Source organism: Streptomyces sp. NPDC015242 (assembly GCF_043079125.1).
Classification (GTDB): Bacteria; Actinomycetota; Actinomycetes; order Streptomycetales; family Streptomycetaceae; genus Streptomyces.
In genome coordinates this window covers 591733-608523 of the sequence record NZ_JBIBUF010000003.1, presented here as the reverse complement: position 1 = coordinate 608523, position 16791 = coordinate 591733, and the positions used below count along the sequence as shown (strand labels likewise).

11 protein-coding genes and 1 tRNA gene are annotated in these 16791 nt (G+C 74.3%); 10 read left to right on the top strand and 2 right to left on the bottom strand.

Annotated elements, in window-relative coordinates:
* Nucleotides 1-163 precede the first annotated feature (163 nt).
* From ACF07N_RS14255 to ACF07N_RS14220, 8 genes are all read left to right on the top strand, one after another.
* A complete protein-coding gene (locus ACF07N_RS14255) occupies nucleotides 164-1462 on the top strand; it encodes an extracellular solute-binding protein (protein WP_392112223.1) in 1299 nt (432 codons plus the stop codon).
* Nucleotides 1463-1773: 311 nt separating this feature from the next.
* Entirely contained in the window at nucleotides 1774-2649 is an 876-nt protein-coding gene (locus tag ACF07N_RS14250) for a carbohydrate ABC transporter permease (protein WP_383585183.1), read from the top strand.
* Nucleotides 2646-3491 (top strand): carbohydrate ABC transporter permease, encoded by an 846-nt coding sequence (locus ACF07N_RS14245; RefSeq protein ID WP_383339430.1) that lies wholly within the window; start codon nucleotides 2646-2648, stop codon nucleotides 3489-3491. Before ACF07N_RS14250 ends, ACF07N_RS14245 begins: the two co-directional genes overlap by 4 nt.
* 16 nt (nucleotides 3492-3507) lie before the next feature.
* Entirely contained in the window at nucleotides 3508-5142 is a 1635-nt protein-coding gene (locus tag ACF07N_RS14240; RefSeq protein ID WP_392112218.1) for a beta-N-acetylhexosaminidase, read from the top strand.
* A 281-nt stretch (nucleotides 5143-5423) separates the two neighbouring features.
* Nucleotides 5424-6317: a xanthine dehydrogenase family protein subunit M gene (locus ACF07N_RS14235; protein WP_094052215.1), complete on the top strand. Its 894-nt coding sequence runs from the start codon at nucleotides 5424-5426 to the stop codon at nucleotides 6315-6317.
* Nucleotides 6314-8965, top strand: coding sequence for a 2Fe-2S iron-sulfur cluster-binding protein (locus ACF07N_RS14230; protein WP_392112215.1), 2652 nt, complete (start codon nucleotides 6314-6316; stop codon nucleotides 8963-8965). The genes ACF07N_RS14235 and ACF07N_RS14230 overlap by 4 nt, the downstream gene beginning before the upstream one ends.
* Nucleotides 8962-11271, top strand: a complete 2310-nt coding sequence (locus ACF07N_RS14225; protein WP_383585176.1) for a xanthine dehydrogenase family protein molybdopterin-binding subunit — start codon at nucleotides 8962-8964, stop codon at nucleotides 11269-11271. Before ACF07N_RS14230 ends, ACF07N_RS14225 begins: the two co-directional genes overlap by 4 nt.
* 452 nt (nucleotides 11272-11723) lie before the next feature.
* Nucleotides 11724-12890 (top strand): SUKH-4 family immunity protein, encoded by a 1167-nt coding sequence (locus ACF07N_RS14220; protein WP_383328626.1) that lies wholly within the window; start codon nucleotides 11724-11726, stop codon nucleotides 12888-12890.
* Between the two features lie 10 nt (nucleotides 12891-12900).
* On the opposite strand, the gene ACF07N_RS14215 is transcribed toward ACF07N_RS14220, so the two are convergent.
* The gene (locus ACF07N_RS14215) at nucleotides 12901-14115 is read right to left on the bottom strand and encodes a hypothetical protein (protein WP_392112212.1); all 1215 of its coding nucleotides are present in this window, start codon (nucleotides 14113-14115) and stop codon (nucleotides 12901-12903) included.
* A gap of 303 nt (nucleotides 14116-14418) precedes the next feature.
* Here ACF07N_RS14215 and ACF07N_RS14210 point away from each other — a divergent pair, with 303 nt between their 5' ends.
* Nucleotides 14419-14913: a DUF6083 domain-containing protein gene (locus tag ACF07N_RS14210; RefSeq protein ID WP_392112209.1), complete on the top strand. Its 495-nt coding sequence runs from the start codon at nucleotides 14419-14421 to the stop codon at nucleotides 14911-14913.
* Nucleotides 14914-14980: 67 nt separating this feature from the next.
* Here the strand turns inward: ACF07N_RS14210 and ACF07N_RS14205 are convergent.
* Nucleotides 14981-15055, bottom strand: a tRNA-Cys gene (locus ACF07N_RS14205).
* A 172-nt stretch (nucleotides 15056-15227) separates the two neighbouring features.
* Here ACF07N_RS14205 and ACF07N_RS14200 point away from each other — a divergent pair.
* Entirely contained in the window at nucleotides 15228-16784 is a 1557-nt protein-coding gene (locus ACF07N_RS14200; RefSeq protein WP_392112206.1) for an MFS transporter, read from the top strand.
* Nucleotides 16785-16791 lie beyond the last annotated feature (7 nt).

Genomic DNA, 16791 nt, shown 5'->3' with positions numbered 1-16791 from the left:
GGGGGCTTTTGTGTTGTCCGGGCGTTGCACGGGGTGCGTCCGCCGGTCACAGAGTGGTTGAGACCTCTTGTCGGCGTGTTCATGCAGTCCCTAGCCTCCGAGGTGTTGTGCACAGCGAAACCTTCATTGCGCATGTTGCAACACTCCCTCGGAGGAGCACTCCATGAAGCTGTCCCCCCGTCTCGCCGGCCTCGGCGCGCTCGCCGCCCTCCTGGCCGCCGCCTGCGCCCCCCAGACCTCCGGAAACACCTCCTCCGACAAGGACGAGAAGACCGGCACGCTACGCGTGTGGCTGTTCCAGGAGGTCGGCAACGCCCCCAAGGAGAAGGTCGTCGACGCGGTCGTCGCCGACTTCGAGAAGGCCCACAAGGGCACCGAGGTCAGCGTCGAGTACATCCCCATCGACACCCGCGCCCAGCGCGTGAAGGCCGCCTTCAACGACCCCGCTTCCGCTCCCGACGTCATGGAGTACGGCAACACCGACACGGCCGGCTACGTGAAGGACGGCGGACTCCTCGACGTCACGAAGGAGTTCGGCGACTGGAGCGAGGCGAAGGACACCGACCCGACGGCGAGGCAGTCGGTCACCGTGGACGGCAAGGTCTACGGCGCGCCCCTCTACGTGGGCGTCCGCGCCCTGTACTACCGCACCGACGTGTTCGAGGAGCTCGGCCTGTCCGTCCCCCGGACGATGGCCGAACTCGCCTCCACCGCCCGTGAGATACGCGCCGCCAAGCCGGAGCTGTACGGCCTGGTCGTCGGCGGCGCCTACACCTACGGCGCGATGCCGTTCGTGTGGGCCAACGGCGGTGAGATCGCCCGCGAGGAGGGCGGCACGTACGCGTCCGGCATCGACAGCCCCGAGGCCCGCAAGGGCATCAAGGCGTACACGTCCCTCTTCGGCGACGACAACTGCCCGGCCGCCAAGTGCGCGGGCATGGGCGGCAACGACACGATCTCCGCGTTCGCCGCGGGCAAGGCCGGCATGGCGATCGGCGGCGACTTCAGCCACACCGCCGTCGAGGCCGGGAAGGTCAAGGGCAAGTACGCCGTCGTCCCGCTGCCGGGGGTCGAGCCCGGCTCGATCGCGCCCGCCTTCGCCGGCGGCAACAACATCGGTGTCCTGAAGAGCACCTCGCACCGCACGCTCGCCGTGCGGCTGATGGAGCAGCTCGCCTCCAAGAAGACGCAGTCCGAACTCTTCGACGCGATGGGCTTCCTGCCGACCTTCACGGACGTCCGCCGGGAGGTCGCCCGCGAGGAGCCCTTCGTGAAGCCGTTCGTGCAGACCCTGTCGGCCGGCACGAAGTTCGTCCCCGCCTCCCCGGCCTGGGCCCAGATCGACTCCCAGCTCGTCCTGCCGACCATGTTCCAGGAGGTCGTCAGCGGCAAGAAGGACGTCGCCCGGGCCTCCGGGGACGCCGCGAAGAAGATGAACGCCGCGTTCGGCTCCGCCGGGTGAACGGGATGAACGACCGTACGGAAGCGGCGGCGCCCGGCCGCCCGGCCGGGGCCGGCCGGCCGGTGAGGGACGAGACGGCGACGGGGGCGGACGGAACCGCCGCCTCGGCGGGGGCCGACCGGGCAGGTGCGGTCCGGGCGGAAACCGGGCGGCTGGGACGTGCGGCGGCCGCACCGGCCGGACCTTCTCCGGGCCCTTCTCCGGATCCCGCCGCGGGCGGGGCCGGCGAGCCTCGCGCGGCGGCAGCGGGGCCGCCGGGCGGAAAGGCACGCGGCGGGCGGCGCCGGGGAGCGGCCGGCACCTCCCCGCTCGTGTCCGGCGGCTGGACGCCCTGGCTGTACCTCGCGCCCGCCCTCGTCGTGCTCGGCGGGCTGCTCGTCTACCCGATCTACCAACTCGGCCTGATCTCCTTCTTCGAGTACACCCAGGCACAGGTGAGCGGCGGGCAGCCGACCACCTTCGAGGGATTCGGCAACTACGCCGCGCTGTTCGGGGACCCGCAGTTCTGGCAGGTGCTGCTCGCCACCGTGCTGTTCGCGGCGGCCTGTGTCGTCTCCACCCTCGCCGTCGGCTGCGCCCTGGCCGTGCTGCTCACCCGCGTGCGGGCCGTGCCGCGGCTCGCGCTGATGCTCGCCGCGCTCGGCGCGTGGGCGACCCCGGCCGTGACCGGCTCCACGGTGTGGCTGTTCCTCTTCGACCCGGACTTCGGCCCGGTCAACCGGCTGCTGGGGCTCGGCGACCACGCGTGGACGTACGGCCGGACGAGCGCCTTCTTCCTCGTCCTGCTCGAAGTGGTGTGGTGCTCCTTCCCGTTCGTGATGGTCACCGTCTACGCCGGCATCCGCGCCGTGCCCTCCGAGGTCCTGGAGGCCGCCTCCCTCGACGGCGCCTCCCAGTGGCGGATCTGGCGCTCCGTCCTCGCCCCGATGCTCCGGCCGATCCTGGTCGTCGTCACGATCCAGTCGGTGATCTGGGACTTCAAGGTCTTCACGCAGATCTACGTCATGACGGGCGGCGGCGGCATCGCCGGGCAGAACCTGGTCCTCAACGTCTACGCCTACCAGCAGGCCTTCGCGTCCTCGCAGTACGGCCTCGGTTCCGCCATCGGCGTCGTCATGCTGCTGATCCTGCTCGCCGTCACCCTGGTGTACCTGCGGCTGCTGCGCCGGCAGGGGGAGGAACTGTGAATCTTCTTCGCGCCCGTGTGCGCCGCCCGGGCCGGCTGGCCGCCGAGGCCTCCGCCCTGCTGATCGCGCTCGTCGTCGCCTTCCCCCTCTACTGGATGGTGCTCAGCGCCTTCAAGCCGGCCGGGGAGATCGAGTCGAGCGAGCCCCGGCCGTGGACACTCGCGCCCTCCCTGGAATCCTTCCGGCGGGTCTTCGGGCAGCAGGAATTCGGCCGGTACTTCCTCAACAGCCTGGTCGTCGCGGGGAGTGTGGTGATCGCCTCCGCGCTGATCGCGTTTCTCGCCGCGACCGCCGTGACGCGATTCCGCTTCCGGCTGCGGACCACCCTGCTGATCATGTTTCTGGTGGCCCAGATGGTGCCCGTGGAAGCCCTCACGATCCCGCTCTTCTTCCTGATGCGGGACGCCGGCCAGCTGAACACGCTGGGCTCGCTGATCCTCCCCCACATCGCCTTCTCGCTGCCCTTCGCGATCTGGATGCTGCGGGGGTTCGTGAAAGCCGTTCCGGAGGCGCTGGAGGAGGCCGCGTACATCGACGGGGCGAGCCGGGCCCGATTCCTCTGGCAGATCCTTTTCCCCCTCGTCCTGCCCGGTCTCGTGGCCACCAGCGTCTTTTCGTTCATCTCGGCCTGGAACGACTTCCTGTTCGCCAAGTCGTTCATCATCAGCGACACCTCGCAGTCGACACTGCCGATGGCCCTGCTGGTCTTCTACAAGCCCGACGACCCGGACTGGGGCGGCGTCATGGCCGCCTCCACGGTGATGACCCTTCCGGTCCTGGTCTTCTTCGTACTCGTACAGCGGCGCCTGGTCTCCGGACTGGGCGGAGCGGTGAAGGACTGACGTGACTCCTCCCGACGTGACTTCTCCCGCAGCGGGCCTGATTCCGGCGCCCCTGCACCTGGAGGCCGGGGACGGACCGGCGTTCGTGCTCGACGCGGACACCGGCGTCCTGGCGGGCCCCGGAGCCGAACAGGCGGCGCGCTGGCTGCGGGCGACCGTGGGCGCGGCGACCGGCCTGCCCCTCGACCCCGGCCCCCGCGACGCCGACGAGGGCCTCCACCTGCGCGTCCGGCCGGACCTTGGCGGACCCGAGGCGTACCGGCTCACCGTCGGCGCCGGCCGGGCCCTCGTCGAAGGGGCGAGCGCCACCGGGCTGTTCTGGGGCGCCCAGACCTTCCGTCAGCTCCTGGGGCCCGAGGCCTTCCGGCGGGCGCCGGTGTCCGGGAGACGGGCGTGGCACATCCCCGCCGTCACGGTCGAGGACGCGCCCCGATTCCGCTGGCGCGGCCTGATGCTCGACGTCGCGCGGCACTTCATGCCCAAGGAAGGCGTCCTGCGTTACCTCGATCTGATGGCGGCGCACAAACTCAACGTCTTCCACTTCCACCTGACGGACGACCAGGGCTGGCGGATCGAGATCGAGCGGTACCCGCGCCTGACCGAGATCGGCTCCTGGCGCGCCCGCACCAAAACCGGCCACCGCGCCTCGCCCTTGTGGGAGGAGAAGCCGCACGGCGGCTACTACACCCAGGACGACATCCGGGAGATCGTCGCCTACGCCGCCGAGCGGCATATCACCGTCGTCCCCGAAATCGACGTGCCCGGGCACTCGCAGGCCGCCATCGCCGCCTACCCGGAACTCGGCAACACGGACGTCGTCGACACCACCGCCCTCTCCGTCTGGGACACCTGGGGAATCAACCCGAACGTCCTCGCCCCCACCGACACCACCCTGCGCTTCTACGAGGGCGTCTTCGAGGAGGTGCTGGCGCTGTTCCCCTCGGAGTTCGTCCACATCGGCGGCGACGAATGCCCCAAGGAACAGTGGCGGCTTTCCCCCGCCGCGCAGGCGCGCATCCGGGAACTCGGGCTCGCGGGCGAGGACGAGCTCCAGTCCTGGTTCATCGGGCACTTCGACGGCTGGCTCGCCGCGCGCGGGCGGCGGCTGATCGGCTGGGACGAGATCCTGGAGGGCGGCCTGGCCGAGGGCGCGGCCGTGTCCTCCTGGCGCGGCTACGCCGGGGGCATCGCCGCCGCACGGGCCGGCCACGACGTCGTCATGTGCCCCGAACAGCAGGTGTACCTGGACCACCGTCAGGCCCCGGGCGACGACGAGCCGGTACCGATCGGGTGGGTGCGCACCCTGGAGGACGTCTACCGGTTCGAGCCCGTTCCCCCGGAGTTGACGCCCGGGGAGGCCCGGCACGTGCTGGGCACCCAGGCCAACCTGTGGACGGAGGTGATGGAGGACCAAGCGCGCGTGGACTACCAGGCGTTCCCCCGGCTGGCCGCCTTCGCCGAGGTCGCCTGGAGCGCCCTGCCCGCCCCCGTGGAACGGGACTTCGCCGGATTCGAGGGGCGGATGCGCGCCCACTACCGGCGCCTTGACGCGCTGGGCGTCGCCTACCGGCCTCCTGCCGGGCCCCTGCCGTGGCAGCGCCGCCCCGGTGTCCTGGGCCGCCCGATCGACGGCCCGCCGCCCCGCCGCTAGCGCCCCGGTCCGCCCGGGAGACCACCCGCCGCCGCGCCCGAACAGCTCGAACAGGACACGGAAAAAGCGCACAAGGGTCATCGAAAGTGCCAATCGGCGCGCACAGGTGAACCCGTGCGAAAACGGACCATCTCCCCGGTGAGGTGGGCGAATGCCTCCTAGCGGACCCGTGTCTTCGGCTCTCGCCAAGATGTGCCAGAGTTGCCACGTCCGCCCTGTCAGCACGTACCGTACGGCAGCACAGGTGGGACCAGGTGGGGCAGCGGGAAGGGGCAGCCGGTTTGACCACGCACGCACCGCAGGCGGCGCAGGCCGTCACGCTGCCCACGACGCTGGACGAGGCCGTCGCGGCACTCACCGCCGTGCCCGCCGCCGTGCCCGTCGCGGGTGGCACCGATCTCATGGCCGCCGTCAACTCCGGACAGCTCAGGCCCGCCGCGCTGGTGGGACTCGGCCGGATCAGCGAGATCCGCGGCTGGCAGTACCAGGACGGCCACGCGCTGCTCGGCGCGGGCCTCACGCACGCGCGCATGGGCCGCCCCGACTTCGCGGCCCTGATCCCGGCGCTCGCCGCCGCCGCGCGCGCCGCGGGCCCGCCCCACATCCGCAACGCGGGCACCCTGGGCGGCAACATCGCCTCGGCCGCCCCCACCGGGGACGCGCTGCCGGTGCTGGCCGCCCTGGAGGCCACCCTGATCATCGCGGGCCCGGGCGGAGCCCGCCGGGAGATCCCGGTGTCGCACCTGCTCGCCGGGATGGACATGCTGCGCGCCGGTGAACTCATCGGTTACGTGCGCGTGCCGCTGCTGCACGCCCCGCAGGTCTTCCTGAAGGCGACCGGCCGCACCGGCCCGGGCCGCGCGGTCGCCTCCGTGGCGCTCGTCCTGGACCCCGCGCGCCGGGGCGTGCGCTGCGCGGTGGGCGCCATAGCGCCGATGCCGCTGCGGCCCCTGGAGGCCGAGCAGTGGGTCGGCGGACTCATCGACTGGGACAACAGCCGCACGCTCGTCCCGGAGGCCCTGAACGCCTTCGGGGAGTACGTCGCCGCGGCCTGCATCCCCGACGCGGCCCCGGGTGAGGACGGCTCCGTACCGCAGCTCCCGCCCGCCGTACTGCACCTGCGGCGCACCGTCGCCGCGCTGGCCCGACGAGCACTGGGGAGGGCGCTGTCGTGACCGACGACCAGCACGGAGAGGGCACGCCCCGCAGCGGGAGCCGCTGGGACCCGCTGCCCCAGGGCGAGTACGACGACGGTGCCACCGCCTTCGTGGAGCTGCCCGAGGGAGGCGTCGACGCCCTGCTGGCCGCCGACAGCCCGCTCGCCGCGCCGGGCCACGGCTACGTACCCCCGCAGATAACGGTCAGCCCCGCCACCACCGCCGGCACCGACCCCGCGGCCACGGGCACGTGGCCGGTGCCCGGCGCGCCCGTCGACGGCGCCCAGTGGCACGACCCGCACGCGGCGCACCAGCAGCAGGGACACGACACCGGGGAGCACGGGGAGCAGCCGTACGGCGCCCCCGACCCGTCCTACGGCACGCCGTACGGCTCCGGCGCGCCGTACGGCTCCGGTGCGCAGCACGGGACCGGTGCGCAGCACGGCGGTGACGACCGGTTCACCTACGACCCGGGCGTCACCGGCCAGTGGCACTTCGAGGAGACCGCGGCGCCGGAGGCCGCGCCCGGCCACGACGTGACCGGGCAGTGGTCCATCCCCGTCGCCGGGGGAGACCTGCCGGACGAGTCGGGCGAGTTCACGACGTCGTCGCTGGTCGAGCAGTGGGGCGGCACCCCGCCGGCCACGCTCCCGGGCGGCGCGCCCGCCCCGTGGGCGACCCAGGCGGCCGGCCGTCCGTGGGGGCAGCAGGAGGGCGAGCCGGGGCAGGGATACGAGCAGGGTCCCGGGCACGACCCGGGGCACACGGGCGAGGCGCCCCACGGGCCCGGGCAGGGCCATGGCCAGGTGCACGGGCAAGGGGCCGAGCAAGGGCACGGCGCCGACCAGGGTCACCCGCAAGGGCCCGAGCAGGGACACGGGTTCCCGCCCGGGCAGGTCCACGGGCACGACCGGCCGGAGGACGCCGAACCCGCCGCCGGATACGCCGCAGGCCCCGGCACGCGGGGCGCGCACGCCCCGCAGCAGGCGTCCGCCGGGCCCCTGCCGCACGAGACGGACCCGGGGCACGCGACCCACCGGCCGCACGGGGCGGGCTCCGGTGAGCACACGGCACCCGGTCACGCCGCCGAACCGCCGACGCCCGGCCACGCGCCGGAGCGGTCCGGCTTCCCTGCTCCCGGAGCGGAAGCCCCGGGCTTCACGGACGCCGCCGGGCGCGGGCCGGAAGGCCCTGGCTACTCCGACCACGCACCGGAGTCCCCGGGCTTCGCCGGGCAGGAGCAGGGGGCCGGTGGCTACGCCGACCACACCCAGGACCCCACCGGTCACGCCGACCACACCCAGGACCCCACGGACTACGCCGAGCGCACCCAGGACCCCACGGACTACGCCGGCCACGAGGCCTCGTCGCCGGGCTTCCCGGGCCACGGGCCGGAGCAGCAAGGCGTGCCCGGTCACGGGCCGGAGCAGCCCGGCCTCCCCGGTCACGGGCCGGAGCAGCAGGGCGTGCCCGGGGAGGCCCCCGAGGGGCCCGGGTCCGCGCCCGGCGCTCACACGCCCGACGGCACCACCGCCGCCGGACCGGAGCAGTCCCGTACGGCGCCGGAGCCCGACCAGCCCTACGCCGAGCACCCCGGGCAGGCCCCAGAAAGCCCCGTGCACGCACCCGAAGGGGAAGCGGAGGCCGCCGGGGCCCGGCAGGCCGCTCAGGAGGCCTCACAGCCCGCCACGGGCCACGGTGAGCCCTCCGGGGACGCCGAGGGCGCCGACGACGCGCAGGCGGCCGCAGAAGGCGCGGACGGCGCGGACGGCGCGGACGGCGCCGGCCGGCCCGCCGAGGCCGCCGCCGGGCCGCTGCCGGTCCCGGCGGACGCGGAGGCCGCCCCCGCGGAGGCCGCCCCGGACATGGCCGGCGCGCCGGCCGCCGACGGCGAGGCAGAGGGCGACGACACCACGCCGGGGGACGCCGGCACCGGCCCGGACGCCGACTCCACCGCGCCGCAGGAGGAACACCCCCTCGCCTCCTACGTCCTGCGCGTCAACGGCAGCGAGCGCCCCGTCACCGACGCGTGGATCGGGGAGTCCCTGCTGTACGTGCTGCGCGAGCGGCTCGGGCTCGCGGGCGCCAAGGACGGCTGCTCGCAGGGCGAGTGCGGGGCCTGCAACGTCCAGGTCGACGGACGGCTCGTCGCCTCCTGCCTGGTCCCGGCCGTGACCGCCGCCGGCAGCGAGGTCCGCACCGTCGAGGGCCTGGCCGAGGACGGCCACCCCTCGGACGTCCAGCGGGCGCTCGCGCGCTGCGGGGCCGTGCAGTGCGGCTTCTGCATCCCCGGCATGGCGATGACCGTCCACGACCTGCTGGAGGGCAACCCGGCCCCCACGGAGCTGGAGACCCGCCAGGCGCTGTGCGGCAACCTGTGCCGCTGCTCCGGCTACCGGGGCGTGGTCGACGCCGTCAAGGAGGTCGTCGCCGAGCGCGAGGCGCACGCCGCCCCGGGTGACGGCGACGGCGACGAGCCCCGGATCCCGCACCAGGCGGGCCCGGGCGCGGGAGGCGTGCACGCGTCGGCCTTCGGAGTGGCCCCGGAACCGCACGCGCACGGACCGCACCCCACGGAAGCGCACCCCGCGGGACCGCAGCCCCCGGAACCGCACTCCCCGACCCCGCATGACCAGCCCTACGGCCAGGACGGAGGCCAGGCGTGAGCAACGAAGCAGCCACCGCGCAGGCCGCGGAGGCCGCCCCCGCACCCGACCCCCTGCCGCACGGCCTCGGCGCCTCCCTCCCGGCCGCCGACGCCCGCGCCAAGACGGAGGGCACCTTCCCGTACGCCGCCGACCTGTGGGCCGAGGGCCTGCTGTGGGCGGCCGTGCTGCGCTCCCCGCACCCGCACGCGCGCATCGTGTCCATCGACACCACCCACGCGCGCGAGATGCCCGGCGTCCGCGCCGTCGTCACCCATGAGGACGTTCCCGGCACCGCGCTGCACGGCCGCGGCAAGGCCGACCGCCCGGTCTTCGCCTCCGAGGTGGTGCGCCACCACGGCGAGCCCATCGCCGCCGTCGCCGCCGACCACCCGGACACCGCGCGCATGGCGGCCGCCGCCGTCATCGTCGAGTACGAGGTGCTCGACCCGGTGACCGACCCGGAGCAGGCCTTCGAGGCCGAGCCGCTGCACCCCGACGGCAACCTGATCCGCCACATCCCGCTGCGCCACGGCGACCCCGACGCGGCCGGCGAGATCGTCGTCGAGGGTCTGTACCGCATCGGCCGCCAGGACCCCGCGCCCATCGGCGCCGAGGCCGGTCTGGCCGTCCCGCGCCCGGACGGCGGCGTGGAGCTCTACCTGGCCTCCACCGACCCGCACGCCGACCGCGACGCGGCCGCCGCCGCGTTCGGCCTGGAACCCGAGCGCGTCAAGATCGTCGTCACCGGTGTCCCCGGCGCCACCGCCGACCGTGAGGACCAGGGCTTCCAGCTGCCGCTCGGCCTGCTCGCGCTGCGCACCGGCTGCCCGGTGAAGCTCACCGCCACGCGCGAGGAGTCCTTCCTCGGCCACGCCCACCGGCACCCCACCCTCCTGCGCTACCGGCACCACGCCGACGGCGAGGGCAGACTCGTCAAGGTCGAGGCGCAGATCCTGCTCGACGCGGGCGCCTACGCCGACACCTCCGGCGACGCCCTGGCCGCCGCCGTCGCCTTCGCCTGCGGCCCGTACGTCGTCCCGAACGCCTTCATCGAGGGCTGGGCCGTGCGCACCAACAACCCCCCGTCCGGCCATGTGCGCGGCGAGGGCGCCATGCAGGTCTGCGCCGCCTACGAGGCGCAGATGGACAAGATCGCCAAGAAGCTGGGCCTCGACCCGGCGGAGGTGCGCCTGCGCAACGCCATGGCGACCGGCGACGTCCTGCCGACCGGCCAGACGGTCACCTGCCCCGCCCCCGTGGCCGAACTCCTCCAGGCCGTACGCGACTTCCCCCTGCCGCCGCTGCCGAAGGACACGCCCGAGGACGAGTGGCTGCTGCCGGGCGGGCCCGAGGGGGCGGGCGAACCGGGCGCGGTGCGCCGGGGCGTGGGCTACGGCGTGGGCATGGTGCACATGCTCGGCGCCGAGGGGGCCGACGAGGTCTCCACGGCGACCGTGAAGGTCCACGACGGCGTCGCGACGGTGCTGTGCGCGGCCGTCGAGACCGGCCAGGGCTTCACCACCCTGGCCCGGCAGATCGTCCAGGAGACCCTCGGCGTCGACGAGGTGCACGTGGCGCCCGTCGACACCGACCAGCCCCCCGCGGGCGCGGCCTGCCGCGGCCGGCACACCTGGGTGTCGGGCGGCGCGGTCGAGCGCGCCGCCAAGATGGTCCGCACCCAGCTCCTCCAGCCGCTCGCGCACAAGTTCGGCATGTCGACGGAGCTGCTCCAGATCACCGACGGCAAGATCACCTCGTACGACGGCGTCCTCTCCACCACCGTCTCCGAGGCACTGGACGGCAAGGAACTGTGGGCCACCGCCCAGTGCCGCCCGCACCCCACCGAGCCGCTGAACGAGGCCGGTCAGGGCGACGCGTTCGTCGGCATGGCCTTCTGCGCGATCCGCGCGGTCGTCGACGTCGACATCGAGATCGGCTCCGTGCGGGTGGTGGAACTGGCCGTCGCCCAGGACGTGGGCCGGATCCTCAACCCCGCCCAGCTGGCCGCCCGGATCGAGGCGGGCGTCACGCAGGGCGTGGGCATCGCGCTCACGGAGAACCTGCGCACGCCCCGCGGCCTGATCCGCCACCCCGACCTGACCGGGTACGCCCTGCCGACCGCGCTCGACGCGCCCGACATCCGCATCGTGCGGCTGGTCGAGGAGCGGGACGTGGTCGCGCCCTTCGGGGCCAAGGCGGTCAGCGCCGTGCCGGTGGTGGCCTCCCCGGCGGCCGTCGCCTCCGCCGTACGGGCCGCGACGGGCCGCCCCGTGAACCGGCTGCCGATCCGGCCGCAGGCGGCGGTGGTCACGGAGCGGGCCTGACGTCCTTCGCGGCCGGGGCCGTCCTGGCCACCGGCGTGACGGCGGCCGGCAGGTCCACGGTCGCGCGGGCCAGGTCGAGACGCTGCCGAGGGCCGCGCACGTCCGCGGCGACGTGCTCCGGCGCATGACCGTGCCGGGCCGCCCGTACGGCGGCGGACGGACCTCCGGGGCGCCGGACGAGGTGCTGCGCACCCGGACCCCGCGGATCGACTGTGGCTGGACATCACGGAGCTGACGGCGGGGCAGACGGTCGAGGCGATTCCGGCGGGAAGGGAACGCGCGAGGGTCCTCAGGGACGGACGCGTCGTGCTCGCCGGGCACGTGTCGCTGTTCCGGGGCGTTGTCAGTGGTGGGGCGTAGTGTTCCGGTCCGTGGGGGACGGCTGCCGGGCCAGGCCGGGCGATGCGCCGTGCTCCGCCAGGGGACGGGAGAGAGCGCATGCGGGGGAGCCCATGAGTACGACCGACGCCGGTGCCGCGGTGATCACCCTGACCGAGTCCGAGCTGGACCCGTGGGTGACGCACGCGTCGACGCGGCACTGGCTGACCGGACCGGGCCTGCCGTCCGACAGCGGTGTGCTGAGCTTCGACGACCTGCGCCGTGACGGCCTGCGCACGGTCGCGGACTCCACGGGCGACCCGGACGGACGGCTCGCGGCGGAGCTGCGCGAACAGCTGGTGATAGGCGGGCTGCTGGGCCCCGCGGGACTGGAGACCGAATCGGTCCTGCTGGACGGCGCGACGGGCGAGATCTCGACGACGTACGTCCTGCACGACCGCCCCGACCTGATGGACCGCCGCCCGCTGGCGCCCTCCCTGCGGACGCTGGTCCGCTTCGCGGAGGCGACGGACGAACTGGCCGGCCTGCGCGGCCAGTTCGCGTCCTACGCGGGCCGCTACGGCCCCAAGGCGGTGGCGGAGGCCTCCCGGCACCTGCTGTCCGTCTTCCGGGACGGCGCGGACGGCGAACCGGCCCCCTTCTGGAAGATGGCGGCCCTGATCCGCCCCCTGTCGCTGGTCGCGGGCCGCTCCGGTGCGTCGGGCCTCTCCCTGGACCTTCCGCACCGCCTGCTGGACCAGGAGTTCGGCCCCGGCAAGGTGGCCCGCTTCGAGGAGGTCGACTTCCCGGCGACGCTCACGCACGAGCCGACCCGCCGCTTCCTGCGCGAGGTGGGCCTCCCGGAGGACGCCCACGTCTTCTGCCTGGACACCGACGTCCCGCTGGCCACCCTGGCCGAGTTCCACGCCGACGCGGACACCCCGCCCCGCCTCCCCGCCGGCGCCGACCGCCTGATACGCCTCGGTCACCTGGCCGAGGACCACAGCCTGGTCGTCGACGGCACCACGGGCGCGGTCCTCGACTGGAGCGAGACCGAGGCGACGCTCCACCCCCTCAACACGGACGTCTCCACCCTGGCCTTCACGCTCTGGCTCCTGCACCGCGAGCGGGCGATCGACGCACAGTCGGCGCATGAGCTGACGACCGACACGTACGACCAGCTGGCCATGACGATGCTCCAGGTCCTGTCGACGGTCGACCCGACGGGTGTCACGACGGGCGGTTCGGGCCGCCACTACTGGACGGACGCGTTCCAGGACGAGGCGGGCGGGGTGCTCTGACGAGCCGCCGTCAGACGGACCCGGCCGCACCGCGGCGGCGCACGGCGAACACCAGACCGCCGCCGATGACCGCTGCCGCCGCGGCGGCACCGGCGATCAGGGCGGTGCCGTCGGAACCGGTGGCGGCGAGACCGCCCCCGGTGGCACCGCCGGACATGGTGCCGCCGGATCCGCCGGTGGTGCCGGCCGGGGCCGTGGCCGAGGGGGATTCCGAGGTGCCGCTGCCGCCGGCGGCCTGCCCCTCCGGCTCGTTGCCGTCACCGCCGCCGCTGCCCCCGTCGGCGCTGTCCGACGGGCTCGGCCCGGGCTCGTAGTCGCTGGGCAGGTCGATGCGGATCAGGGCGCTGTTGTTGGCGCGGTCGCCGTCGTACGCGGGGGTGACGCCGTAGACGGAGGACACCGTGACCTTGCCCTCGGTGTCCTGCGCGGACTCCTCGATCTGCAGCAGGAAGGTGTAGTTCAGGGACTGGCCGACGTCGAGGGTGCCGTCCGCGGGCCAGCAGACGTACCTGGGCTTGCCCGGGGTCCCCTGCGGTGCGCTCGGGCCGTCGATCCCGAACGGCGCGCAGTCCCCGGGCACCTCGACGGCGGTGGTGCCCGGCGGTATCTGCACCAGCAGGCCCGGCAGGTCGTCGCTCTCCTGGTTCTGCACCCAGCCGGGGCCGTCGTTGCGCAGGGCCGCCGTGAAGGACTGCCGCTCGCCGGCCAGGGCCTCCGTGTCCTCACCGACCGCGACCAGGTCGGCGGTGCTGTCCGCGGTCAGGGTCATCCGCCGGTGGCTGTCGTCGAAGCCGTCACCGGGCGCCTCCCCACCGGCGCTCGTGCCGTACTCGACGGCCTCCATGAGGGCCTTGCCGAGCGCCTTGAAGCGGACCGGCGTCGTGACGGAGGCGCCGGGGCCGACGACCGTGTCGAGCTCGCACAGCGCCTGCCTGACCTGGTCCCGCACGGTCGAGTAGGTGCAGCCCTTCACCTCCTCGGGGAAGTCGAGGCCGCGGGTCAGCCGCACCCGGAAGGTGACGCCGTCCACGGCCGCCGTGCCCTTGTTGGTGAGCGTGACGGACTCGTCGTACACCTCGCCCGGTTCGAGGGAGGCCGCCGGGAGCGTCGACACGACCAGGTCCGGGCCGCCCTCCTCGGCGTGCGCCGGGGGCGCGGCGACAGCGGGTCCGGCGACGGCGATCACGGCAGCGGCCAGGACGGCTGCCGGGGGGCGCAGGTGCACGGTGGTTCTCCTTGTCGGAATCCTGGTCGCACCGAACGGCACGACGACCGGAGCGCCGGCTGCCGGTCATGTGCTGGACACCTGAAAGGGGCAGGGGGTTGTGCGCCCGGCAACCGGTTTGTTGGACTCCGTTTCGTTCGACTCCGGTTCGTCGGACTCCGGTTCATCGGGCTCCCGGGCGACGGCGGGCCGGTCGCGCGCCACCCGAGCCGTGCGGCGGGCGTCGACGCCCCGGCGGCTTGCCCCTGTTGCGCCCTGAACGCGCCCTTCCCCCCTTCTGTGCCCGGGCGCACGCTGCAACACATGGGGGACACAGGCGAATCCGGCATCATCCCGTTGCCCGGCCCCGACGGGCACCGGCAGCGGCCACCGGACGCTCCGCGGCCGTGGGAGAAGGCCGACCGTGCCCAGGCGGCACTGGAGGGCGCCACCGGCCCGGAGCCACCGGCTCCACCGCGCTGCCCCAACTGCGGGTTCATCGGTGACCGGTGCGTCACGTACTACGGCCGGCACGTCCTGCTCGAACCGGACCTGCGGGTACCGGCGCACCGGGTGCCCCCGTGGCACCGCTGGCACGTGGACTCCGACGGCACGGCCTGGAACAGCCGCGACGACGAGCCCGCGCCCGGAGCGGTGTGCCGCGTACCGCACCGGATCGTCTGCCCGGGCCTGCGACTGGAGGAACCTGGTCCGTGGCGATGGCTGGACGCGCTGCGCCAGGAGCGCGAACACCGGGCCCGGCGACAGGCCGACGGCGCCACGCACCCGGGCGCCCAGCCCCTCCCGCACGCGGGCTGAGACCCTCGCAGGAGCTCCCGTAGCGGATGCCCGACAGGAAGAATAGGCCGGTCAGACGGCGAACCAATGGAGGCCGTGGCGGGATTCGAACCCACGTAACTCGCTTTGCAGGCGAGCCCCTGAACCACTCGGGCACACGGCCTTGAACTCGGTGGATCGACCGTACGGCGCCGCCGACGCGGCGCTCAAGGGCATCCGGGCCCCTGCAATGTGACTGCCACACGCCGTTCATACGGGACGTACGACCAAGGTCTCAGCCCGGGACCGTCCCGCGACAGGGGTCACAGGGGCGCGTGGACCTTACGCTGGCCGGCATGCCCGAGTCCAAGCCGCGTGACGCCGATGTCGTGAGTGCTGCCCTGCCGTCCCCTCTCGCCGGGGGAGACGACGGCGTACTGGGGCCGGGATACCGGGCGTTGAGCATCGGGATCGTCTCCGTCGTGCTGCTCATCGCCTTCGAGGCGACCGCCGTCGGTACGGCGATGCCCGTCGCGGCACGGGAACTGGACGGCATCCCGCTGTACGCGTTCGCGTTCTCCGGGTACTTCACGACCAGCCTGTTCGGGATGGTGCTCGCCGGGCAGTGGTCGGACCGGCACGGACCCCTCGGGCCGCTGACCTCGGGCATCGCCTCCTTCGGTGCCGGGCTGCTGCTGTCCGGGACCGCGGGGGCGATGTGGGTGTTCATCCTGGGGCGGGCCGTGCAGGGGCTCGGCGGCGGGATGGTGATCGTCGCGCTGTACGTGGTGGTCGGGCGGGCCTATCCGGAACGGCTGCGGCCGACGATCATGGCGGCCTTCGCGGCGGCCTGGATCGTGCCGTCGATCGTGGGCCCCCTCGCCGCCGGCACGGTCACCGAGCGGCTCGGGTGGCGCTGGGTGTTCGTGGGGATCCCCGTCCTCGTCCTGCTCCCGCTCGCCTTCGCCCTGCCGCAGATCCGCCGGCGCGCGTCCGGATCCGTCGGAGAACCGAGCGAGCCGGCCGCGCCGGGGCAGCAAGGCAACCCGGGGGAGCCGGGGCAGCCAGGGGAGCGGACCCGGGGAGGACAGCCCGGCGGGGACGGTCCCGAGGCCTCCTTCGACCGGCGCCGGATCCGGCTCGCCCTGGGCATCTCCCTCGGCGCCGGCCTCCTCCAGTACGCCGCGCAGGACCTGCGCCCCCTCTCGCTGCTGCCGGCGGCGCTCGGCGTGGCCCTGCTCGTGCCCGCCGTGCTCGGGCTGCTGCCGCGCGGCACCTACCGGGCCGCCCGCGGTCTGCCCTCGGTCGTGCTGCTGCGCGGCGTCGCCGCCGGGTCGTTCATCGCCGCGGAGTCCTTCGTGCCGCTGATGCTGGTCACTCAGCGCGGGCTCAGCCCGACCCTGGCCGGCTTCTCGCTCGCCGCGGGCGGCGGGACCTGGGCGCTGGGGTCCTGGGTGCAGTCGCGGTCGCGGCTCGAACCGTACCGGGAGCGGCTGACGACCGTCGGCATGCTCCTGGTCGCGGCGGCCATCGCCACGGCGCCGAGCGTGCTCGTCGACTCCGTGCCCGTCTGGACCGTGGCCGCCGCCTGGGGCGTCGGCTGCTTCGGCATGGGCCTCGTCATCTCCTCCACGAGCGTGCTCCTGCTGAAGCTGTCCGCCCCGGAGGAGGCCGGCAGCAACTCCGCCGCCCTGCAGATCTCCGACGGCCTCTCCAACGTGGTCCTGCTGTCCGCCGGCGGCGCCGCCTTCGCCGCCCTGGGCGGCGGCACGGTCTCCCACACCGCCACCCACGCCGCCGGCGGCACTTCCGGCTCCCACCCGGCCGCCTTCGCCGCCGTCTTCCTGCCGATGGCGGTGGTGGCCCTGGCGGGAGCCTGGGTGTCGACCCGGCTGCGGGAGCGGCGGCCGTAACGGTTCG